18 protein-coding genes are annotated in these 22265 nt (G+C 49.4%); 6 read left to right on the top strand and 12 right to left on the bottom strand.

What is annotated here, in order from left to right; all coding sequences use genetic code 11:
• Positions 1–5: 5 nt before the first annotated feature.
• The 10 genes from LG200_RS06505 to LG200_RS06460 all read right to left on the bottom strand — a co-directional run bounded on the left by LG200_RS06505 (position 6) and on the right by LG200_RS06460 (position 11007).
• Entirely contained in the window at positions 6–1106 is a 1101-nt protein-coding gene (locus tag LG200_RS06505) for a FecCD family ABC transporter permease (protein ID WP_226756762.1), read from the bottom strand.
• The gene (locus tag LG200_RS06500) at positions 1103–1942 is read right to left on the bottom strand and encodes a heme/hemin ABC transporter substrate-binding protein (RefSeq protein ID WP_226756761.1); all 840 of its coding nucleotides are present in this window, start codon (positions 1940–1942) and stop codon (positions 1103–1105) included. The genes LG200_RS06505 and LG200_RS06500 overlap by 4 nt, the downstream gene beginning before the upstream one ends.
• Positions 1943–1960: 18 nt before the next feature.
• The gene (locus LG200_RS06495) at positions 1961–3004 is read right to left on the bottom strand and encodes a hemin-degrading factor (RefSeq protein WP_226756760.1); all 1044 of its coding nucleotides are present in this window, start codon (positions 3002–3004) and stop codon (positions 1961–1963) included.
• A 37-nt stretch (positions 3005–3041) separates the two neighbouring features.
• Positions 3042–5321: a TonB-dependent receptor domain-containing protein gene (locus LG200_RS06490; RefSeq protein ID WP_226756759.1), complete on the bottom strand. Its 2280-nt coding sequence runs from the start codon at positions 5319–5321 to the stop codon at positions 3042–3044.
• Positions 5322–5451: 130 nt separating this feature from the next.
• Positions 5452–6078, bottom strand: a complete 627-nt coding sequence (locus tag LG200_RS06485; protein ID WP_226756758.1) for a PEP-CTERM sorting domain-containing protein — start codon at positions 6076–6078, stop codon at positions 5452–5454.
• 40 nt (positions 6079–6118) lie between these two features.
• Positions 6119–6742, bottom strand: a complete 624-nt coding sequence (locus LG200_RS06480) for a PEP-CTERM sorting domain-containing protein (RefSeq protein WP_226756757.1) — start codon at positions 6740–6742, stop codon at positions 6119–6121.
• Positions 6743–6823: 81 nt separating this feature from the next.
• Complete coding sequence (locus tag LG200_RS06475; RefSeq protein ID WP_226756756.1) at positions 6824–7483, bottom strand: PEP-CTERM sorting domain-containing protein; 660 nt, start codon at positions 7481–7483, stop codon at positions 6824–6826.
• A gap of 149 nt (positions 7484–7632) precedes the next feature.
• Entirely contained in the window at positions 7633–7851 is a 219-nt protein-coding gene (locus tag LG200_RS06470) for a hypothetical protein (RefSeq protein WP_226756755.1), read from the bottom strand.
• 107 nt (positions 7852–7958) lie between these two features.
• On the bottom strand, positions 7959–10214 hold the full coding sequence (locus LG200_RS06465; protein WP_226757318.1) for a TonB-dependent receptor domain-containing protein: 2256 nt from the start codon (positions 10212–10214) through the stop codon (positions 7959–7961).
• A gap of 142 nt (positions 10215–10356) precedes the next feature.
• A complete protein-coding gene (locus LG200_RS06460; RefSeq protein ID WP_226756754.1) occupies positions 10357–11007 on the bottom strand; it encodes a PEP-CTERM sorting domain-containing protein in 651 nt (216 codons plus the stop codon).
• Between the two features lie 279 nt (positions 11008–11286).
• Between LG200_RS06460 and LG200_RS06455 the strand changes: the two genes are divergently transcribed.
• On the top strand, positions 11287–12084 hold the full coding sequence (locus tag LG200_RS06455) for a ZIP family metal transporter (protein ID WP_226756753.1): 798 nt from the start codon (positions 11287–11289) through the stop codon (positions 12082–12084).
• 91 nt (positions 12085–12175) lie between these two features.
• Complete coding sequence (rimO, locus tag LG200_RS06450) at positions 12176–13501, top strand: 30S ribosomal protein S12 methylthiotransferase RimO (RefSeq protein ID WP_226756752.1); 1326 nt, start codon at positions 12176–12178, stop codon at positions 13499–13501.
• A 57-nt stretch (positions 13502–13558) separates the two neighbouring features.
• Here the strand turns inward: rimO and LG200_RS06445 are convergent, their stop codons facing one another.
• Positions 13559–13888, bottom strand: a complete 330-nt coding sequence (locus tag LG200_RS06445; RefSeq protein ID WP_404809788.1) for a hypothetical protein — start codon at positions 13886–13888, stop codon at positions 13559–13561.
• 100 nt (positions 13889–13988) lie between these two features.
• Complete coding sequence (locus LG200_RS06440) at positions 13989–14609, bottom strand: TetR family transcriptional regulator (RefSeq protein ID WP_226756750.1); 621 nt, start codon at positions 14607–14609, stop codon at positions 13989–13991.
• A 106-nt stretch (positions 14610–14715) separates the two neighbouring features.
• Here LG200_RS06440 and LG200_RS06435 point away from each other — a divergent pair, with 106 nt between their 5' ends.
• The 4 genes from LG200_RS06435 (at position 14716) to gltX (ending at position 22034) form a co-directional block, all read left to right on the top strand.
• Complete coding sequence (locus LG200_RS06435) at positions 14716–15933, top strand: efflux RND transporter periplasmic adaptor subunit (protein ID WP_226756749.1); 1218 nt, start codon at positions 14716–14718, stop codon at positions 15931–15933.
• A 12-nt stretch (positions 15934–15945) separates the two neighbouring features.
• On the top strand, positions 15946–19059 hold the full coding sequence (locus tag LG200_RS06430; protein ID WP_226756748.1) for an efflux RND transporter permease subunit: 3114 nt from the start codon (positions 15946–15948) through the stop codon (positions 19057–19059).
• Positions 19056–20501, top strand: coding sequence for an efflux transporter outer membrane subunit (locus LG200_RS06425; RefSeq protein WP_226756747.1), 1446 nt, complete (start codon positions 19056–19058; stop codon positions 20499–20501). Before LG200_RS06430 ends, LG200_RS06425 begins: the two co-directional genes overlap by 4 nt.
• Positions 20502–20639: 138 nt before the next feature.
• A complete protein-coding gene (gene gltX / locus LG200_RS06420) occupies positions 20640–22034 on the top strand; it encodes a glutamate--tRNA ligase (RefSeq protein WP_226756746.1) in 1395 nt (464 codons plus the stop codon).
• The last annotated feature ends 231 nt before the right edge of the window (positions 22035–22265 follow it).

Here is a 22265-nt window from a genome sequence, read left to right as displayed (position 1 = left end):
GTTTCCTATAACCCTATCTTGCGCCGCATGCGGAAAAGCAGAGCCAGGAAGAAAGGTACGCCGAGCAGGGCGGTAATGATACCTACGGGGATCTCAGTAGGGGCTGCAATCGTGCGGGCCAGCAAGTCAGACAGCAATACGAGAATAGCACCGACCAAGCCGCAGGCAGGCATGACAACACGCTGGTCTGGGCCAACGGCAAGCCTGACAAGGTGTGGTGCCACTAAGCCGATAAAGCCTATGATGCCAGTCACTGAAACGACAGCTCCCACGGCAAGTGCAATGCAGGTGATGCAAACCTGGTTGAGCTTGCGTACGGAAACTCCCAGCAAGCTGGCTTGTACTTCACCTAATGCCAGAGTATTCAACGCACTGGCCTGTTTCAGCAGGATAATGACTGATGCGCCACCAAGGCAGGATACCATGCCTACCATAGGCCAGGTGGCGGCGCCCAGGCTGCCTAGCGACCAGAAGTTGAGCGAACGCATTTGCAGGTCTGAGGCGATGAAGGTCATCAGTCCGATCAATGCGCCGCATAGTGAGCCTATGGCAATGCCTGCCAATAGCATCAAAGCAATAGAGGTACGGCCCTGACGTGTTGAGATGATAAAAATGAGTATGGTCACCAGCAGGCTGCCGATAAAGGCAAAGATAGGCAGGGCGAACTCACCTATGCTTTGTTGTAGCGCTAGCATCCAGCTTCCACCCAGTACGATGGCAAGGGATGCAAACAGTGCCGCGCCTCCAGAAACACCAACCAGGCTAGGCTCAGCCAGGGGGTTACGTAGCAGGGCCTGCATGGCTGCGCCAGAAATGGCAAGTGCCATCCCCGTCAGTATGCCCAGCCCCAGGCGGGGCAGGCGTATATTCCATAATACCATCGCCTGCTGCATATGCTCTTGCGGGATATCCTGCCATGCCGTGGAGAATGGCGGGGTTACTAATAGTTTGATAACCAGCAGAGGTGGGATCTGTACGGCCCCAGTACCTGCTGCCAATACGATAATCACGAACAGTACCAATCCCAGGGCCAACAATATTTTGCTGCGAGCGTGAACGCTGCGTGTCGCCCTTAAGGAAAGTGGCATGGTACTGGCACTACTCATGGTTTGCGTATGGCGTGCGCCAGTTCTGTTACGGCTTCAGGCAGGCGAGGGGTGAAGCCAAGCAGATACTGGGTATCCATGCTGATAATCCTTCCTGCTTTGCCAGCTGGAGTCATGCTGATGCCTGGCGTCTTGAGGAAATTCTGCAAGCCGCCGCTGGCTTCCAGGCCTTCCCTGGTAGTGACAATGACATCAGGTGCCGCTGCTACCAGTGCTTCTACGGTAAGAGGACGATAACCTTTATATTGGCCTGCCATCACATTTTCGCCGCGGGCAAGCTTGATCACAGCATTGGCAGCGGTTTCATCACCTGCTACCTGTGCACCCCGGCCTGAGTTGTTCATGATGAACAGTACTCGTGGATGACCTTGCAAGGCTGCCAACTTGTCTTCCGCATTTTTCCAGGCAGCTTCATATTGGCTGGCCAGTTTTTCTGTATTGGCTGCGTTCAGCTCCTTGCCTATTGTACGAATGTCGGCGGCAACCTGTTGTGGCGTATGGCTACCATCAGTCAGCTGCACCACCTTGATACCTGCGCCACGTACTTGATCTAATACATTACGTGGGCCGGCCCCAGCTTCGGCAATAATCATGCTGGCATTGGTGGAAACCAGGCCTTCTGCGGAAAGGGTGCGCATATATCCCACTTTGGGAAGCTTGAGGGCTGCCTCTGGATAAACACTGGTGATGTCGTTGGCGATGACTTCATTTCCTTTGCCTAAAGCATAGACAATTTCGGTGACAGCACCGCCTATGGTCAACAGCCGTTCAGCAGCCTGTACTATAGGGCTGGTTAAAGAAATGCTAATGGCTAATACGATATGCCAGAGTTTCATCCACGCTCTCCGTTAGTTTCAGGCCAGTACAGGGAGCTGGGCAACGATATTGCGCCAGGCTTCAAGCTCAGGCTTGCCGGGCTTACGTTCGCCAAAGAATTGCGCCATGATTTCGCCATCCTTATCGAATACTTCCAGTGATGTGACAATGCCATCTTCCGTAGGCTTCTTCACTATCCATGACTCTACGATAAGATCTGTACGCAGGTGCAGGTTGAAGCTTTCATCCAGCACATTGATCCAGGTGCCAAGCTCCTTCACATTCTTGATCGGGCCGGTATGGATCTGGATATTACCCGGGTTGCCGACAAAGCACATGATGCTGGTGCCATCTGAAGCGGCCGTTTCCAACATTTGTTTGGTGGCATTGTTGTCTACTTTGTAAGCATGGCCTTCAGGTGCTAAGCGCAAACCCTGAATGCGTCCTACGCCAAATTTGCGCAGCAGCATGAAGAAATCATGAGTATCCTTCATTGCCAGCCAGGCAGCAGCAAAACCAGCCTGGTCAATCTCGGTGTCTGGCTTCAGGGCAGGAGCAGGTTTGGCCGCTTCGACTTCCTGGCCAGGAGCCTGGTCATCACTGCGGTACTTCTGCACTAACTCATTCCAGCCGTCTACATTGCTGAAATCCTTGAGGTGAATCTTGTGAATGGCAGTACCGGTGGCATCATAAAACTGCAGGCTGCGTTGCGTACCTTTCTCTGTTTCCTCAGTGACGGCATAACCATGCTTCCATTGGGAATAGAAAATACGCAGGTCGATATCGGGACCAACAACCAGGCCGACGTGGTCAAAAGACACATTCTCATAAGTGCCGACTTTTTCATGGACGGTGCTTTCATTGCGTGTCAATGCCATCACACGCCCCAGCTTTGGTACATCGGCGATGATTTCGTTGAAAGGGCCGTGCAAGCGTACTGCTTCGTGACCAATGGCATTGGCAATGGCTTGCCCTTCGCTAATGCCAATCGCTTGAGCCGCCTCGCGGTTACGCAGTTTTTGCTCTTTCTTTGCTGTATGGAAAGCTTGATATTGCTGTTCTGTTGTAGCCAACTGATTCATGGTGACTCCTTTTATTGAGGATAGATTGATAATACGGCTAGTAAATGAGTTCTGTATAGAATTTGATGTTGCGGCCAGGACCTGGAAGGCCGAGGTCTCCTGCAAAGCCACCATCCAGGTTATATTCTTTGTTGCCTAGATTCTCGCCAATCAGGCGGAAAGTAAGATGTGTGTTGGGGCTCCAGCGGATACCTGCATTAAAAATCTCATACCCATCCTGGGTGCCGAAGCGTGCATTGGGACCTGGTACATCATTGAGATAAAGTTTGTCCGATACGCGGCGGTAATTGATGTTGATGTCCAATTCCCGGCCCAGATTTGCACCAAGAATCACATTAAAGGTATTGCCGGGAATGGTATAGATAGGGCCGCTGCTGTCAACGTTGGGGTATATGATTTTGCCTGCAATACGCGAATAAGACGCTTGGGCAAACAACATTTTGTAATTGAGATTGTTTTCAAACTCCCAGCCGTTCCTGATCTGGGTGCCATAGATGGGCGTGATTTTGCTGGTGCCAGCGACTGTAGCGGTCCCCAGCACAGAGTTGCTGGTATGGCTGTGGTAAAAGGTGGCTTTTGATGTGATGCTAATGTCGCTACCAAAAAGCTTGGGCGTTGTATAGGTCAGGCCAGCTTCGGTATTTTCCACCCGCTGCATCTGATATACGTCATCACATGATGAAAAGTCCTGAGGACATAAGCTTTGACTGTTGAGCTTGCCGTATTTATCTCCCCAGAAGGTACTGTTGTACCTTCCACTATTGGCGAAAATTGTGCTCAATGGGACTGGACGGAAACCCTGACCATAATTGCTGAATACAGTCAGAGATTCCGGAATGATCTCAAACGCCAGCCCCAGGCTGAAAATTTCCTCCTTGAGGTTTACCTTGTGGGCCTGATTGGCAATATCCAATCCATCACGGCTAGCGTCAATTGCTTCGATTTTGACGAAGTCCTTTCTATATCCTGGTGTGATGGAAAGGCGGTCGAGCGTTAGCGATGGTTGAATGTAAAATGCGGTGTTGGTCTGGGCGCCGGAAGCAGGTTCCTGTGCTGCGCTGGCGAACAATGAGTTTGCATTCCCATAGCTTCGTGCCAACTCCCGTTTTTGCTTGGCATATTGTATGCCGATCAATAGGCTGAGCTTGATCTTATCGTCTTGGTAAAGCCTAGCGGTATTGGCAAGATCGAAGTTTGTATTCTTGAAGTTGTAGGCATCGAGCCTATCACCGGGACAGAGTGTTGCAGCCATCGTGGCTGGCTGACTCGCATTAGTTGCCCGGTTCCGTAGTGTATAGCCATCGCAATACAATGTTGGAAAACTAGAGATGAGGTTGTTGCCCACCCAGCCAGAGGGAAGGCTTTCATCCTGTTTGGTATGTCCTGTCCCGATACTGGTGCGAAGGTTGATCAAGGGGTTATCTGGTGTGAAGGTAATGACCTGGGAGATCGTTTCCTCATCAATTGCCCTCATGACGTAAGGAGGCGTGAAATCGATATTCGTGGTGGTGTCGAACCTCTGCCGGGTGGGACTTTGCTCTAGTTTGGCCAGCGAGGTAGAGATTTTCAGCGACTCAATTGGATAGAGAGTGATCTTGAACAGTTCCGAGACAGTACCGACATTGGAAAACTCCAGTTTGTCGCCATTGCCTTGGGTGATATTGTTGGATTGACGATTGCTGTAGTTATATAGAAGATCAACGTGCTCATTTGGCCTAGCATAGGCGAGGTAAGAACGCAGGTATTCATCGTTATTGTTGCCATAGCTGAACTTGATGCGGGAGCCCACTTTTTGGCCGGGGCGAAGAAAATCTTCGGCATCCTTGGTGGTGGTGATTACTGCCCCGCCCAGGTAGCCAGAATTGCTATTGATCTGTGGACCTCGCCTGATTTCTATACTCTTGAGTAAATCAGGTTCGATGTAGGTTCCTTTTGAGCGGTATTTATCATAATTCTTCAACACCCCGTCTACCGAAATCGCCACATCCTCATCGGTATATCCCCGGATGTTGAATGACATCCCGTTCAAACGTGGTCCGCCATCTATACTGACACCAGGTGTGCCGCGTACTACATCAAATACATTGGAAGCCTGTGTTCTTTCCAGGTCTTGTTGCGTGATGGTTGTAATAGATTGTGTCTTGTTGATACGCTCCTGCTTGATCCGGCTGGAGGAAACACTGATATCAGGCAAGATAGTAGTGGCAGGAGATTGTTTGGAAGTCGGACGGGTGGTCGTAGGCTCATCCTGATTTTGATTAGACTCTGCAGTTTCAGCCGCAATCAAGGGCAAGGGGATCATGCTGGTGATTGCCAAAACCCATATGATGATATTGCACTTTGTGTGCGGGAAATGTCTTTCATCTATCTTCATATGGACGCTGACTCTGGGGAAATATCGGCCCTGGTATTCATTTATCCCAGGGCCTGAGGCTTGATTTATTTTTTTACTTGGTTTGCTTCTTGTTGCGACGGCTGCTTACACCCAGCAGACCTAGGCCCAGAGCTAGCATGACATAGCTGCTAGGCTCAGGAACAGCAGTGACGGCTACAGTGGCTAGTGCTACCTGGTCGATCAGGATGTGGGCTTCAGCAGCCTTAAACTGGAAGGTATACAAATCAGCGCCTGCTACATTGTTCCAAACCCAATATAGTTCTTGTTCTTCACCACTGCCCAAATCAGCTGTGCCGGTATAAGCCAGAATGCTTGTTGCATTGACACCGTTGAGGGTAGCGTCACTTGCCAATAGATTGCCTTGGGTGGCAACACGCAAGTACACATCAAACAAACCCGCTGTGCCAGCCAGCGTAGCTGTGATGGTTGGGATACTATTCAGGGTGTAAATGTCATTGCCGAAAGGAACGGCGCCAGCAGGAGACAGGCTGATTGAGCCTGCGCCAATATCAGGGGTATTGTCGAACACAGGCGAGCCAAAAGTGTTCCATTCTGTAAACTGGGCTAGTTCAGTATCACTCCATGGTGCCGCTGAATCCCAAATACCGCCAGCTGCCAACGCAGAACCGCTGAAAACCAAAGAAGTTGCCAATGCAATTGAAGATAATGTTGTGTTCATTTTTTAAATCCCTAACTATAAAATAATCTGAAGGCTTAATTTACTTACGAGCGCGGCGGGCAGCAGCTCCGAGAATACCAATACCCAATGCCAGCATTGCGTATGTGCTTGGTTCTGGTACGGCGGTGACGACCGCCAATGCGAGTTGATCCAGGCTCAGGTGGGTTTCAGCAGCGCCGAAATTGAACACATAGATACCAGAAGCAGAAACATCGCTCCACTTCCAGTAAACTTCTTGTTCCACGCCACGGCCTGAAAGAAGGAAGGTCTCTACGGATGTGGCTGCAATACCATTCAGCGTGGCTTCTGTGCTAAGCAATGTACCTGTAGTCGCTGCACGCAGGTAAACATCAAATGTGCCTGTGGCAGTCGGTGAACCCAGCAGGGTAGCGATGAAGTTGCTGACGCCAAACGAGTTGTAAATGTTTTGGGTACTGGTCAATGATGCCAACGTGCTAGTTTCTGTTAATGTGGCGCCTGTGCCATATTGTGCAGTGCTGTTGTGGAATGAGGATGTGAAGTCATCCCAGGCTGCGTATTGTGCAACCAGTGCGTCGCCCCATGGTGTAGCTGAATCCCAGACGTTGCTTGTGGCAAATGCGGAGGTTGCGAAAGACATGCTTGCTGCCAGTGCAATGGCAGAAGCCTTGATAGATAAAGACATGATTTTATTACCCCGGTAAATGAATTAACTTTAGCCCGCTTGTATTGAGCGGGCTAAAGTGTTGTTTGCTTGTTATTGATTTTAGGCGTTGTTCTTGCGTGAATGGCGACCAGCAAACGCGAGTACACCCAGGCCCAGTGCCAGCATGCCATAGGTGCTTGGTTCAGGCACTGCAGCAACAGCTACTGTAGCCAGTGCTAGCTGATCCAGGCTGATATGGGCGGTAGGATCGGCCCAAGAGAAGTTGTAAAGCGCGGAGCCGCTAACGCCAGACCATACAAAGTAGAATTCACGTTCTGCATCATCAAGGCCAAACTGAGTGCCGTTGGATTGATAGAAAGTTTCTACAGCGGTTGCTGCGACACCATTCAGGTAGGCCGTGGTCGAAGGGGCGAGGCCAGCGGTTGCAACACGCAGGTAAACATCAAAGACGTCGCCAGTGCTTCCAGCCAGGGAGGCAGTATAGGAAGTGGCAGTATTGGTTGGGCTGTAGATATTGAATGAGGATATGACGGATGGAGTACCTGTGGCGGTCAGTGAACCGCTTCCGGCAATATCAGGTGTGGCATCTGTGAAGCTGGAACCATTGATGCTATCCCAACCGAAGATATTCCATTCGGCATAGTTGGTTACAGTGGCAGAGCCCCAGGGATTAGCTGTGGTGTCCCAGGAGTTGACGGTGGCAAATGCAGACGAACTGAATGCCAAACCGATTGCGAGAGCTAAAGCTGAAGTTTTCATGATGTGAATACCCTAATTAATTTGAATGCTTGAAACCCCTTCCTCTTGAAGGCGAAAGCACTCAATTCAACATTTAGGCTCACGGACCCACACCGTTGAGCAATTTAATGGTTTGCGCCCTATGAGCGAGCGAAACCATAAAAACCAATTCAATTAATCGGCTGTACTGTATTGTTTTTGTCTTCAGAGGCTGTAGGCTGGAAATCCACTACAAACCGGTATTGCTTGCCGCAATCAATAATTATTTCTTTCTGCCCCCGACGGAGCAGGCGTATATCCACCTTTAGGCTGCCGAAGCCATCATGTGCGATCAACTCATCCAATAGGGTGATCAAGCAGGTCTTAACAGGGGCTTTGGCTGGCAGCATAGGTTTAAGCTTTAATTTGCTTTTGATTTATTAATTTCATTGAACCAAAATGATAACAATTATCATTGGGTACTGCAATAGCAATATACATACATTTACATTTGCATTTAGAAACTTATCTCCGTAATAAAACGGATATTGCGGCCCGCAGCGCGGTTGCCAATTTGCCATGGCATATCTCCAGCTGCATTAAGGTTGTAATCTCTGTTTTTAAGATTTTCTCCTACCAGTCTGAATGTTAAGTTGTTGCTTGCAACCCAAAATGCTCCTGCATTAAAAATTTCATAACCATCCTGGGTGCCGCCAGCAATAAGTCTTTCAGAGACTTTGCGGTAGCTGGCATTGATTCCCAGGCTACGGGTAACTTGGGTGCCAAGGGTGATGTTAAGGGTATTGCCAGGCACTGTATAAATGGAAACTGCGGATGGATCTGGGTTGCTTAAGGAGCGCTCAAATATTGATCCCCAAGTTCGCGAGTAAGCTATTCGAACATATGAGTCACGATAAAGCAGACTGCTTTCAATCTCTGTACCGTAGCGTTTTTCCCACGCATCTTGAGGAAGGTTGGGAACGGCTGGGTCTGTGGGGTCAGCGGTATTGAGATTAAAGCTTCGTAAAAGATGCTCTGTCTTGATATGGAAATACGTAAATTTTGAGATGAGCTGGATATCATTGCCAAATAGCCGGGGAGTCTGGTAATGCAGGCCAATCTCCTTGGATGTGGAGGTTTGCAGCTTGTAGACATCGCCGCATAGAAAGTTTGTTTCAGGGGTAGCGCAACGACCAAAACCCCCTCCATATCCGCTTCCCAGCCCTGTTATATATTTTGGGAAGCCGGGAATGCCTGGAGGGTAGGGGGAGACACGTTCATTGCCAGCGAAGTTTTGAGCGTAACTGAAGTACTCATCAATGGATGGTGGTCTGAAACCTTCTCCGTAATTGCTGAATATGGTGAGCTGCCTCGGAATCAGGTCGAAGGTTAGGCCTAGACTATAAGTTTTATGGGTAAAACTGATTTGATCAGGTAAATTTTTCTCTTTCAGGTGGTTTTCCACTCTGCGCTCATTGGTCGAAATGTCGTAAGCGTCAACGCGTATGCCTGGAATGATGCCCAAGCGGCCATATTCGATGCGCGGCTGCAGGTAAAACGCTGTAAAAGTTTTTTCACCTGCCACTACGGCAGGGTTGAATCCATCATCATTGACCGTTCCAGGCATGGCCATATTGGCGGTTTTTGATACCTCCCTGCGCATGCTGTTGTATTGCAGGCCAGTCAATAGCCTGATGTTCAAAGCATTGCTGTCATAGATATTTGATGTATTGGCGATGTCGACTGTTTGGCTAGAATATTTATAGTCATCATATATTGTCCCGGTCGTGGATCTGTTGAGGCCAAAACCGGGGGGAGACGTATCTTTAAGCTTGGTGTGGCCTTTTCCGATAGTGGCGGTAAGGTCTATCCATGGGGTGTCTGGAGTCCAGCGTATTGTTTCTGAAATGCTCAGATCGTCAATTTCTCGAATCAGGTTGCGAAAAGTGGTGCCTGGATTACCTCCCGTTGCATCGTATGGTTGGAGGCCACTATCCTGAAACAATATGATGGATGTTGTAAGCTGCAGGGTGTCTGTGGGAAATAAGCTAAGTTTGAAAAGTTGGGATTGGGAGTTAATTGCTGAGCTTTCTAGTTTTGAGCCGTCGTTATGGGTTATATCGTTTGATGTGCGGTGGGAACGATGATAAAGGATATCGACCTCATCAATAGGCCTGGTGTAGAACATATAGGAGCGCTGATACTCATCGTTATTGCTGGCATAACCAAATTTTAGGCGTGCGCCATAACGTTGCCCGGGCTTTAAGAGGTCAGCCGCATCTTTGGTCTTGGCTAAGACCGTGCCTCCTAAGGAACCAGACCCACTGGTAATTTGCGGGCCTCGTTGAACTTCAATTGATTTGAGAAGTTCTGGTTCCACAAATGTGCCGCCGAAACGATATTTTTCGAATCCTTTTGGCACATTGTCCACACGTACAAGAACGTCCTCCCCGTCATTGTAGCCACGCACATTGAATGTCATGCCACTAGGGCGTGGCCCTCCCTCAATGGCGACACCAGGCACGTCCTTGATAGCATCAAAAATAGTAACAGGTTGTGTTCTTTCTAGTTCTTTGGTTTCTATAGTGGTAATGGTTCTTGTGCGATCAATCGATACAGCATCTTGCTTAATGCGGCTTGCACTGACTCCTACTTCTGGCAATACGTTGAGTTTGATGGCGGGTGTCTTGCCTGCTGATGTAGCCTGCGTGTTCTTGGATTCTGATACTAAGTTTTCTGTGGCGCTGACAGGTAGGTTGCAAGCTAGCAGCATCAAGGTGAACAAGGCTGGAGATGGCGTGGGCTTGCCCCTATATATGGCTGGTTTCATTGTTTGTTCTATTGGGAAAACAGGCACGCGACAAGGGCGTGCCTGCTAGATTGATGTGCTTAAGCCTATTGTTGATTGAGAGGCTTTAGCCGATTTGGCGTTTGCGTTGCCTGCCTATGAAGCCGATCAGGCCCAGGCCAATTGCCACCATGCCGTAAGTGCTGGGTTCCGGTACGGCAGCAACTGCAACAGTTGCCAGGGCCAACTGATCAAAACCGGTATGTGCATTGGCATTGAGGTTGAATACCAACCAGCCATTGGCGGTGCTGACGTTTTCCCACTTCCAGTAGCCTTCCTCAAGATAACCGCCACCAAAGCCGCCGAATTCCTGTGTGGCATAGTATGTCTGAACAAAAGTGGCTTCAATGCCATCCAGGGTAGCAGGGCGCTGGAAAGTCGAACCTACAGTGGCGACGCGCACGTAGACATCAAATACGTCACCTATTGCTACATCGCTTAATGTGATGGTGTAGGCTGTCGATCCGCTGAAACTATAAAGATTGCCAGTACTGGCGACAAATGCACGGCCTGTCGTTTCGTACACGGCACCATTTGCGCCAAAGTCCGGGGTGCTGTCGGCTGTGCTATCGAAAGTATGCCATTCAGCATAATCGGACAATGAGCTGCTATCCCATGGAGTACTGGAAATCCAGACGTTATCAATCGCAAATGCGGAGCTACTGAAGGCCGTGCTGGCCAATAATGCCAGGGCAGAAAGTTTGGTTGTTAAAGTCATTATTCATCCTTTATTGAGAGCAACCCTGATAACCCTTCCCCTAGAAGGCGCGAGCGCTCAATCGATATGAAACCCACGGACTCCCACCGTTGGGGGTTCTATAACGTCACTCTATGAGCAAGTGCCGTTATGAATCTGAATTTTGCCAGGCTTTAATATTATTAGTTTTTATTAATATTTAATAATGAAAATCATTAACATTAAAATTAACATAGTATCCTTAAAAAAAGCAATACCTGTCGAAATTAAAGTGCGCCACATCCCGTATAATTCGCGCTTATGTCTATATTGCTAATGATTATTTTGGTCAGCTTTGCTGGTGGAGTATTGAGCGTTCTGTGTGCGGCTTTTTTTGCCTTGAATGCCAAAGCTGCGTGGGTGCCCATGCTGATCAGCTATGCAATAGGGGCTTTGCTGGGAGCTGTATTCCTGGAAATTCTGCCTCATGCTTTTGAGGTAGCAAGCAGCGTCGAAGCCATGTCTGCCACGATCCTGCTGGGTATATTGCTGTTTTTTGTACTGGAGAAATTGGTGCTTTGGCGCCATTGTCATGGTGAGGAGTGCGAAGTTCATGCTTCCGCCCATGAGCACCATGGCGGTCATGCTCATGCTGGTCATGATCATGGTCGTAGCGGACTCATGATCATGATAGGCGATACTTTTCACAACTTTGTGGATGGTGTGCTAATTGCTGCAGCGTTCATTGTGGATGTCCGGTTAGGAGTGGTAACTGCTGTGGCTATCATTGCCCATGAGATTCCGCAAGAAGTCGGTGACTTCCTTATCCTCCTGCATTCGGGGTATAGCAAGAAACAGGCAGTGATATTTAATCTGGTTTCCAGTATGGCAACGCTAATAGGTGGGGTTATCGCTTATTTTGCCTTGCAGTCAATCCAGAGCTGGATTCCTACCATATTAGGGCTCGCAGCAGCCAGCATGATTTATGTGGCAGTGGCGGACCTGATTCCTGGATTGCATAAACGTACCGAGCTGCGTGCTACCTTGCAACAAGCTTTGCTGATCGGGCTGGGCATAGCCTCAATCTGGGTAACAGGGCTACTGCTGCATGAGGCCTGACCACATGAGATTCCATTCATTTATATCTAAGCTGTTATTTCTTAATTAAATATAAATTCCTGTCGTGGCAGGAGCTGATTTACATCACATTATGAGCTTGCAGACCCCAAAAGTTGGTTTTGTTTCCCTGGGATGCCCTAAGGCATCCTCTGATTCTGAACGTATTCTTACTCAATTGCGCGCAGAAGGTTATTCAATTTCAGGTAGTTATGATGATGCTGACCTGGTGGTTGTAAATACTTGTGGTTTTATTGATAGTGCGGTTGAAGAGTCCCTGGATGCGATCGGCGAGGCGCTGGCGGAGAATGGCAAGGTCATAGTGACTGGTTGCCTGGGGGCAAAAAGTGATGTGGTGAAGCAGGCGCACCCTGGGGTGCTTGCTGTTACAGGGCCACATGCCCTTGAGGAAGTAATGACGGCTGTGCATGCTAGCTTGCCAAAACTCCATGACCCCTATACTGATCTGGTTCCGCCACAAGGCATTCGCTTGACGCCGCAGCATTACGCTTACCTTAAAATTTCGGAAGGCTGCAACCATAGGTGCAGCTTCTGCATTATTCCGTCCATGCGTGGTGATCTTGTCAGCCGCCCCATCGGAGATGTGATGAAAGAGGCAGAAAGCCTTGTCAATGCGGGTGTTTCAGAGCTGTTAGTGATTTCGCAGGATACCAGTGCTTATGGGGTGGATGTGAAATATCGCACCGGGTTCTGGAATGGCCGCCCCATTAAGACACGCATGACAGAACTTGCCAAGGCGCTCGGTGATCTTGGTGTTTGGGTACGTATGCATTACGTTTATCCATATCCCCATGTGGATGAAATCATCCCACTGATGGCTGATGGCCTGATCTTGCCTTACCTAGATGTGCCATTTCAACATTCCAGCCCTCGTATACTGAAAGCTATGAAGCGTCCTGCCAATAGTGAGAGCAACCTTGCCCGGGTGAATGCATGGCGCGAGATTTGTCCTGATATCACGATTCGCAGCACGTTCATTGTGGGATTTCCCGGTGAAACAGATGAGGATTTTGAACACCTTCTTGATTTTCTGCGCGAGGCGCGATTGGACAGGGTGGGATGTTTTGCTTATTCACCGGTTGATGGTGCACCAGCAAATCAGTTGGATAATCCTGTGCCTGAATCGTTGAAGCAGGAAAGATTGGCGCGCTTTATGGAGGTACAGGAAGCCATTAGTGCCGAGAAGCAACGCAATAAGGTTGGGCGGATTGAAACTATCCTGATTGATGAGGTTGAGGGAGATGGTGCTGTTGGACGTACTGCAGCAGATGCGCCAGAGATCGATGGCGTGGTGTATCTTTCCGGGGCTGATGGCCTGCAGCCAGGTGATCTGGTTGAGGCGCAGATCGTGGGTTCAGATGGCCATGACTTATGGGCGGCGCCTCCCGAGCGAAATTAGTGCAATGGTTCAAAATAAACAGGCAGCGGAATGCCTGTTTATTTTTGAGGGAGGCGATCAGCTTGCTTGGCTGAATAAATCTGGCACTATAGGAGCTGGCCGCTGAGAGTCGGCGCGATCTTCTAAAAAATCCAAAGTGTAAGGGCAACGGCTGGGCTTGCGAATGGATTTACGCTTTTTTCCTGTTGAAGCAGTATTGATGTAAGGGGTTTGGCTGATACGGACATAACCAGCAGATTGTAACTTTACCGGTGTGGTTTCAAACAAACTCAGCGGATTGTCTATATTTTGCAGGGTGATGACGTTTTTGCTCACCTTGAGCACGTTATACATGACGAATCTGCTGCCAGATTGCTTGCCGTAAATTTCGCCAGTAAGGATATCCAAGATTTGCCTTTCGTTATACGTTTTCAATCATAACGTTATGATTGAAAGTTGACAAGGCTAGTGAAATTAATTATTTCGTTGTAACTATTAATTATTAATATCAGATTGCCCGGCGTAGGCGCATATGGTTTTTGATGAGTTGTAGGGCTTTTGCTCTGAATAGCGAGTTTTCGTCATCCTTGATCCACATGTGGAGGAGGCCTGAAAAAAATAAATGGGTGTCCATTGCGAGGTCCGCAGGATCATGTGTTGGATGTAATTGACCTTTTGCTTTCGCGCGTTCATAGGTCAATTGAAATTTCTCCATAAAGTACTGACAATTGGTAATAATTTGTTGCAGCACGGTTGCGAACTCATCGACGTATTCACATTTAACCATCATGATCTCGTAAATCTGCCGGGTAGCGAGGTCGTCTGTCAACATTTGGATAATGGTGCAGAAGAATTGTTCAATGGATGAGAGAGGGTCTTCAGGGTTTTCGTCCAGTGTGGCAGCGTCTAAATGATCTATGAATGGGAGAAACGCCTGGTCCCGCATGGCATAAAAGATTTCCATTTTATTCTGAAAATGCCAATAGAAAGCTCCGCGCGTTACTTGGGCATGTGAGGCAATGTGTTCTATTGTGGTACGGCTGACGCCTCGCTTTGCAAATACTTCGCGAGCAGCGTTGATAATGCGTTGACGAGTGAGTTCAGCGTCTTCTTTAGTTTTACGGGCCATCTTTAAACCTTTGAAAAACTTATTTACATACATTCATGTTTGTATATAATATACATTCGATTATGAATGTAAGCAAGTATTTTGTTTATAAGACATGGAGTTATATATGGGAGTGCGTGTGACCAATCAAGGCAATATCAATAGCAAAGGGCTCGGGTCTAGCAAAAAAATAGTTGTTGCCATGATGGCGGCGTTGGCCCTTGTTTCCTGTGGCAGGACCGAGCAGCAGGCTGGAGCCCCAGGTGGTAACCAGGCGATGCCGGTTACAGTCATATCTCTTGAGCCAACCAGCGTCCCCATCAGTGCTGAAGCTGTTGCACAAACTGAAGGCGCACGTGAAGTTGAAATCCGCCCTCGCGTAGGCGGTATCCTGTTAAAGCGTTTGTATGATGAAGGATCTTCTGTAAAAGAGGGGCAGGTCCTGTTTCAGATTGATCCTGTCCCTTATCAGATTGCCCTTGCACAAGCACAGGCGCAGCTAGCACAACAGAAAGCCAAAATCGAGCAGACCCAGCGTGAGGCTGATCGCTTGCAGGGATTGTTGGAGTCGAAGTCCATCAGCCAGCGTGAATATGACAATGCAGTGTCGGATAACTATGTTGCCAAGGCTGCCATGCAACAGGCTGAAGCCAGTGTGCGTGAGGCGGAGTTGAATCTTTCTTATACCAAGGTGACAGCTCCTGTTGGCGGTGTTTCCGGGCGCTTCCAGTTTTCAGAAGGCGCACTGGTTTCCGCCAATGATAGCCTCTTGACTACTGTAGTTCAGCTTTCCCCCATCTGGGTTCGTTTCAGCTTGTCGGACAATGAATTGGAGCAATTGGGAGGCCGACTCACTGAAAAGAATGTACAGAAAATTAGCCTGACCCTGTCTGATGGCAAGGAATATAACGAAAATGGCAAACTGAATTTTGCAGCCAGCCAGATTGACCCTACCCTTGGAACCCAACAGCTACGTGCGACTTTTAATAATGCAGACAGACAATTGATCCCTGGCCAGTTTGTACGTGCCAAGGTGACTGTTGGTCAGCGTGACGGGGTATTCCTGGTTCCACAGATTGCTGTCATGAACTCCCAGCAGGGGCGGTTTGTTTATGTGGTGAATGAGAAGAATGAGGCTTCTGTGCGCCCTGTAGTGACTGGCAACTGGATAGGCACCAACTGGGTAATCCTTAAAGGTTTGAACGCAGGCGAGAAGGTGGTTATTGACAACCTGATCAAGATACGTCCAGGTGCGCCTGTACAACCACATCCTCCTGCAGAAACACCTGCTGCTGAAGGTGCACCGCAAAAGGCTGCAGCTAATTCTTCAGGCAAACTGGCTTAAGCGAGTGCAAATATGACAAGATTTTTTATTACGCGACCGATATTTGCTTCGGTAATATCGATCATTATAGTGCTGGCAGGGCTTGCTGCTGCTTTCCAGCTTCCGATTGCACAATATCCCCAAATCGCGCCGCCTACTGTGATGGTGACGGCAACCTATCCAGGCGCTAGTGCAGAAACACTGGCAAAGACTGTTGCTGCCCCTATCGAAGAGCAGCTCAGCGGGGTTGAAGGCTTGTTGTACTATCAATCAAGTGCTGACTCCAGTGGCACTCTGACGATTACTGCAACATTTGAAACGGGCACGAATGTTGACCAGGCTACTTTCAATGTCAGTAATCGCGTCAATATTGCCTTGCCCCGTTTGCCGGATGATGTGCGCCGTACCGGTTTGGTCGTGCAGAAACGTTCCAATGACATCCTGATGGCATTGATGCTGGTTTCTCCCAATAAAACCTATGATCCGCTATTCCTGAGTAACTACGCCACGCTCAACGTGATTGACGAGCTTAAGCGGGTAAAGGGCGTGGGTGACGTGACCGTGTTTGGTACCCAGGATTATTCCATGCGCATCTGGTTGCGTCCTGACCGTATGGCCCAGCTTGGGGTGACAACCAGTGATATTGCAGCTGCAATCCAGGCGCAGAATGCCCAATATGCTGCTGGTAAAATTGGTCAGGATCCTGCCCCGGATGATCAACAGATTGTCTATACGGTTACCGCCAAGGGGCGTCTGATAGAGCCGGAGCAATTTGCCAACATTATTGTCAAGGCGAATGGCCCGCGCGGTGTGTTGTATCTGAAAGATGTAGCCCGTATTGAATTGGGCGCGCAGAATTACAATATCCGTACAACGCTGGATGGTCAGCCTGGTGTAGGTATTCCTGTGTTCCTGCAAACCGGTGCCAATGCACTGGATACTGCCAATGCCATCAAGGCCAAGATGGATGAGCTCAAGCAACGTTTCCCCGAAGACATGGATTATCGCCTGCCTTATGACACCAGCGATTTCGTTAAGGCTTCAATTCAAGAGGTAGTCCATACCCTGGGTGAGGCGATGATCCTAGTCGTGCTTGTTGTGTTCCTGTTTTTGCAAAGCTGGCGCGCTACTTTGATTCCTATTATTGCAGTGCCTATTTCGCTGATCGGTACTTTTGCCGGTTTATGGATGTTCGGCTTCTCCATTAATACCTTGACACTGTTTGCGATGGTGCTTGCAATCGGTATTGTGGTCGATGATGCGATTGTGGTGTTGGAAAATGTCGAGCGCTTGATGAGCCAGGAAAAACTTTCGCCGCTCAATGCTGCAATCAAGTCCATGGAGCAGGTGTCCAGTGCTGTGGTAGCAATTGTGCTGGTGTTGTGTGCGGTATTTATTCCAGTAGCCTTTATGGGTGGTATTGCCGGTGAGCTGTATCGCCAGTTTGCCGTGACAGTGGCTGTGGCTGTTGTGATTTCAGGGATTGTGGCATTAACTCTGACTCCTGCGCTTTGTGCCATCCTGCTCAAGCATGTACACGGCGAATCTCGCTTCTTCCGCCCGTTTAACCGCGGTTTTGAAAAATTCACCAATTTCTACACTTCCACTGTCGGCCTCACCCTGCGTCACCGCATTATTGGGGCTGTAGTGTTTGTGGTGATTATTGTGGCAGGGGTTTACCTCTTCAGGACCGTGCCCGGCAGTTTTGTTCCGCCAGAAGATCAAGGCTATGTTGTGACTGCGGTGATCATGCCTGATGGTTCTACTTTGAGCCGTACAAGCAAAACCATGGAAAACGTGCGAAAGGCAATTGCTGAAGATCCTGCAGTTGCGACCCAGTTCGTGATCAATGGCTTTGATTTGATCGGTGGTGGTAACAAGGCGAGTGCGGCTACCATGTTTGTGCGCATGAAGGATTGGGATGCGCGTACAGCAACGGCGGACGATATTGTCAAGCGATTGTTCGGCATAGGCATGATGCAGCCGGACGGGATGGCGATTGCGTTTAATCCGCCTTCCATTCGCGGCCTAGGCAGTTCAGGCAGTATGGAAATGTATATCCAGAGCCGCACCGACACTGACCCCTTGCATTTGTCCGAGGTTGTCAACAACTTCATGGACGCGTTGCGCAAGGAATCACGGTTGGCCGGGATCAATACATTCTTCCGTCCGACAGTACCGCAGTTATTGATTGAAGTCGATGAAGCCAAGGCCTTGTCGCTGGGAGTGCCGATCTCTGATATCTATGCCACGCTGCAGAGTACGATGGGAACGTTGTATGTCAACGATTTCAACCGTACTGGTCGTACATATCGAGTACAGTTGCAGGCTGAGCCAGCGTATCGCATGAAGCCAGAAGACTTGGGCCGTGTATATGTCCGCTCCGCTTCAGGTGGCATGGTGCCCATGTCAGCCTTGAGCAAGGTGAGCAATATTATCGGTGCTGAACAGCTGGAGCGTTATCAGGGTCTGCTGTCTGCCAAAGTGCTGGGTGGTGGTGCCTATGGTGTGAGCTCTGGTGATTCAATCAAGCTCATTGAGAAGATTGCCAAAGAGACTTTGCCGGAAGGGTACCAATTGGCATGGACAGGCCAAGCCTATCAGGAAAAGCTCACAGGCTCGGCTGCGATCTTTGCCTTCAGTTTTGCCATCATCATGGTATTCCTGATTCTGGCAGCGCAATTTGAAACTTGGACTTTGCCGCTGGCTGTCATCATGGCAGTGCCTTTTGCGCTGGTGGGGGCTTTGCTTGCTGTCCTGTTCCGTGGCATGCCGAATGACATCTACTTCCAGATCGGCCTGGTGACCTTGGTGGGACTTGCGGCCAAGAATGCGATTCTGATTGTGGAATTTGCCAGCCAGAAGCTGGAGGAAGGGTTGCCGATCAAGCAAGCCGCAATTGAAGCTGCACGCTTGCGCTTCCGTCCTATCGTCATGACCTCTATGGCGTTTGTGCTGGGTATCGTTCCTCTGGTGATTGCAACCGGTGCAGGAGCTGCAGCGCGTCGCTCTATGGGTACGGGTGTATTTGGCGGCATGTTGCTGGCTACATTTGTTGCGACTATTTTCATCCCGATGTTCTTTACCTGGTTGTCAGGTAATACGAGCAATCGGTCGCATCACGACGAAAAGAAGGAATCAGCATGATGAATCGTCTCAATTTAATTCATGTTGCAGTAGCACTTGCACTGACAGGTTGTATGGTGGGACCTGATTACCATCGTCCCGATGCCCATTTACCGACATCATTTGGCGACACCAGTGCTTCAAAGGATGCTTCCGAGGCGGCTCTGAATACTGATCGCTGGTGGGAAAAATTTCAGGATCCGGTGCTGAATGACCTCATGCAAAAGGCATTTGCCGGAAACCTGGATATTGCCAGGGCTGTTGCACGTATAGAGGAAGCAGACGCTGCCATGCGCGAGGCTGGCGCAGCATTGTTCCCACAGGTTGACTTGACTGGCAATGGTGTTCGCCAAAAAGTTACTGAAACCGGCGCATTCCCGTTGCCATCCTATGTGCCTGCGATTCGCGAAAACTATAATATACAGTTGGGCACCAGCTTTGAGCTTGATTTCTGGGGCAGGTTACGCCGCGCCCGTGAAGCCGCGCGAGCCCAGGCATTAGGAACTTACTTTGCCAAGGATACTGTCAGCTTATCGCTGTCGGGACTGGTTGCCAGTAATTACCTGCTGTTGCGGAGTCTGGAAGCCCAGGTGGCCGTTTCACGCGATAGCCTCAAGAGTCGGGAGGAGAGCCTGGCATTGACCAAACGGCGTCTTGAAGGCGGCATCACCTCTATCTTGGATGTACATCAGGCTGAAGTGGCCAACTCCAACCTGGTGGCCCAGATTGCTGACTTGGTGCGCCAGCGCGAAATCGTGCAGCATCAACTTGCTGTCTTGACTGGCGACTTGGAACTCAAGGTGCCTGAAGGCAATATCCATCAACTGCCTTTGCCGCCGGTACCGCCTGAAGGATTGCCCTCAGCTTTGCTGGAGGCACGTCCTGATATACGCCAGGCAGAGCAGGACCTGATATCGCAAAATGCACAGATTGGGGTTGCCAAGGCAGCATTGTTCCCATCTATCAGCTTGACGGCTAACTATGGCGGCGAGAGTGCGGACCTGAACCGTATTTTTGAGTCTCCTTCACGCATCTGGGCGTTGGGGCTTGGCTTGAATCTGCCCATATTCAACGCAGGCCGCTTGTCCGCCCGGGTTGATCAGGCAACGGCACAGCAGAAGCAGGTGTTGGCTACTTATCAAAGCTCTGTCCAGACTGCTTTCAAGGAGGTGAAGGATGCGTTGGTGACAGTGCGACAAAGCCGTGAACGCGAAGATGCACTGAATTTCAGTCAGGAGGCGGCGAAGAAAGCCCTCGATGTATCTGAGAACCGTTACAAGTCTGGCTATTCCGCTTATCTGGATGTGCTGGATTCGCAGCGTGTATACAATGATGCTGCGTTGGCTTTTATTCAGAGTCGGCAGGCAAGGCTGACAGCCACTGTTGATTTGTTCAAGGCGTTGGGTGGCGGCTGGAAAACTGCTGAGGTATATAACAACGCTTCTAATGAGATAAAGCCATAAGGTGTTGATGTGTTCACTGCAGAAGGCCGGTCTATACCGGCTTTCTTTTTGCATATCCCTTGGCAAAGCCAATAGTCATGAGCCATGGCAAGGTTCATGCATGTTAGAATACGGCGTTTATATCTTCTGCTATCAGACATGACAGTTCGCACCCGTTTTGCCCCCAGTCCTACCGGTTTTCTTCATATTGGCGGTGCACGTACAGCCTTGTTTTCCTGGGCCTATGCCCGCAAGCATGCAGGCCAGTTTGTGCTGCGTATTGAGGATACAGACGTAGCGCGCTCAACACCGGAAGCTGTGCAGGCCATATTGGATGGCATGAACTGGCTTGGCTTGGATTGGGATGAAGGCCCGTTCTATCAGATGCAGCGTATGGATAAATACACGGCAGTCATCAACAATTTGCTGGATAAGGGCCAGGCTTATTACTGTTACTCGACCAAGGATGAGCTTGACGTTTTGCGCGAGCAGCAAATGCGAGAAGGTAAGAAGCCTCGTTATGATGGCCGTTGGCGACCTGAGGCGGATAAGCAATTACCTGCCGTGCCGGTTGGGGTTACCCCTGTCATCAGGTTCAAAAATCCATTGTCTGGCAATGTGGTATGGAATGACTTGGTCAAAGGGCAGATCAGTATTGCCAATGAGGAATTGGATGACTTGATCATTGCGCGTGCAGATGGAACACCAACTTATAATTTCTGCGTGGTGGTAGATGACTGGGAAATGGAAATTACCCACGTGATTCGCGGCGATGACCATGTGAACAATACACCACGCCAGATTAATCTTCTGCAGGCATTGGGTGCCACCATTCCCCAGTATGCCCATCTTTCAATGATCCTGGGCGATGATGGCCAGAAGCTTTCAAAGCGGCATGGTGCGGTGAGTGTCATGCAATATGATGAAGACGGTTATCTGCCAGAAGCGGTGCTGAATTATTTGGCGCGGCTCGGATGGGCGCATGGCGATGACGAAATATTCAGCACAACCCAATTCTGTGAGTGGTTCGACCTTGACCACATTACGCCGTCAGCGGCCCAGTTCAATACAGAAAAGTTGAACTGGCTCAATGCCCATTATATCAAACAGGCCGATCTGGCTTTCTTGGCCACGGATATGGCCAAACGTCTCTCTGCCAAAGGAGTCGTCGTGGCGGATCAGGTTGATGCAAAGGCAGTGGTTGCACTTTATCGTGATCGTGCCAATACGCTAAATCAGCTTGCTGACAGTATCGCCTATTTTTACCAGCACCCCGAAATTGACCAGTCTGCATTAGAAAAGCACGTCACTCCAGAGATTGTCCCTGCCTTGCGGGGGTTGTTCAGCCAGTTAGAGACTATTGAATGGACTGTGGAAAACCTGCATGCTGCAATTGAACGTGCTGTGACCAGTAATGAATTGAAATTCCCAAAGGTGGCAATGCCTTTGCGCGTCATGCTGACAGGCGGAGCGCAGTCACCCAGTATAGATGCTGTAATGGCATTGCTTGGTAAAAGTGTCGTGCTAGAGCGGATGAGGCGTTTTGTTGCATAGTTAATTTCTGCAAAAATGCATTCAGATAGAACGAATTGAGCTGCGGATAGTCCTAATTATGGACTTGGATGCCAATTGATGGCAGGATTATTGTGCTGTCGTCACTTGTTTTTCTTGCGAGCAATCCCCATTGATGTAGCATCGGATTCTGGGTGCTAAGGAAGCTCCAGGTTTTGGCTTGGGAATAGTTTTTCATGTGAAGTTGGTTAAGAATAAAACTCCCTATATATT

This window comes from Methylobacillus caricis (assembly GCF_020532705.1).
In the GTDB taxonomy this organism is placed as follows: Bacteria; Pseudomonadota; Gammaproteobacteria; order Burkholderiales; family Methylophilaceae; genus Methylobacillus; species Methylobacillus caricis.
Note: the sequence above shows the minus strand (reverse complement) of the source record. Positions and strands in the feature narration are given on the sequence as shown.

Bases quoted from the DNA above. Each gene is read 5' to 3' on its own strand.
- LG200_RS06505 (WP_226756762.1), bottom strand. From the start codon at position 1,106: ATGAGTAGTGCCAGTACCATGCCACTTTCCTTAAGGGCGACACGCAGC.
- LG200_RS06500 (WP_226756761.1), bottom strand. From the start codon at position 1,942: ATGAAACTCTGGCATATCGTATTAGCCATTAGCATTTCTTTAACCAGC.
- LG200_RS06495 (WP_226756760.1), bottom strand. From the start codon at position 3,004: ATGAATCAGTTGGCTACAACAGAACAGCAATATCAAGCTTTCCATACA.
- LG200_RS06485 (WP_226756758.1), bottom strand. From the start codon at position 6,078: ATGAACACAACATTATCTTCAATTGCATTGGCAACTTCTTTGGTTTTC.
- LG200_RS06480 (WP_226756757.1), bottom strand. From the start codon at position 6,742: ATGTCTTTATCTATCAAGGCTTCTGCCATTGCACTGGCAGCAAGCATG.
- LG200_RS06475 (WP_226756756.1), bottom strand. From the start codon at position 7,483: ATGAAAACTTCAGCTTTAGCTCTCGCAATCGGTTTGGCATTCAGTTCG.
- LG200_RS06470 (WP_226756755.1), bottom strand. From the start codon at position 7,851: ATGCTGCCAGCCAAAGCCCCTGTTAAGACCTGCTTGATCACCCTATTG.
- LG200_RS06465 (WP_226757318.1), bottom strand. From the start codon at position 10,214: ATGCTGCTAGCTTGCAACCTACCTGTCAGCGCCACAGAAAACTTAGTA.
- LG200_RS06460 (WP_226756754.1), bottom strand. From the start codon at position 11,007: ATGACTTTAACAACCAAACTTTCTGCCCTGGCATTATTGGCCAGCACG.
- LG200_RS06455 (WP_226756753.1), top strand. From the start codon at position 11,287: ATGTCTATATTGCTAATGATTATTTTGGTCAGCTTTGCTGGTGGAGTA.
- rimO (WP_226756752.1), top strand. From the start codon at position 12,176: ATGAGCTTGCAGACCCCAAAAGTTGGTTTTGTTTCCCTGGGATGCCCT.
- LG200_RS06440 (WP_226756750.1), bottom strand. From the start codon at position 14,609: ATGGCCCGTAAAACTAAAGAAGACGCTGAACTCACTCGTCAACGCATT.
- LG200_RS06435 (WP_226756749.1), top strand. From the start codon at position 14,716: ATGGGAGTGCGTGTGACCAATCAAGGCAATATCAATAGCAAAGGGCTC.
- LG200_RS06430 (WP_226756748.1), top strand. From the start codon at position 15,946: ATGACAAGATTTTTTATTACGCGACCGATATTTGCTTCGGTAATATCG.
- LG200_RS06425 (WP_226756747.1), top strand. From the start codon at position 19,056: ATGATGAATCGTCTCAATTTAATTCATGTTGCAGTAGCACTTGCACTG.
- gltX (WP_226756746.1), top strand. From the start codon at position 20,640: ATGACAGTTCGCACCCGTTTTGCCCCCAGTCCTACCGGTTTTCTTCAT.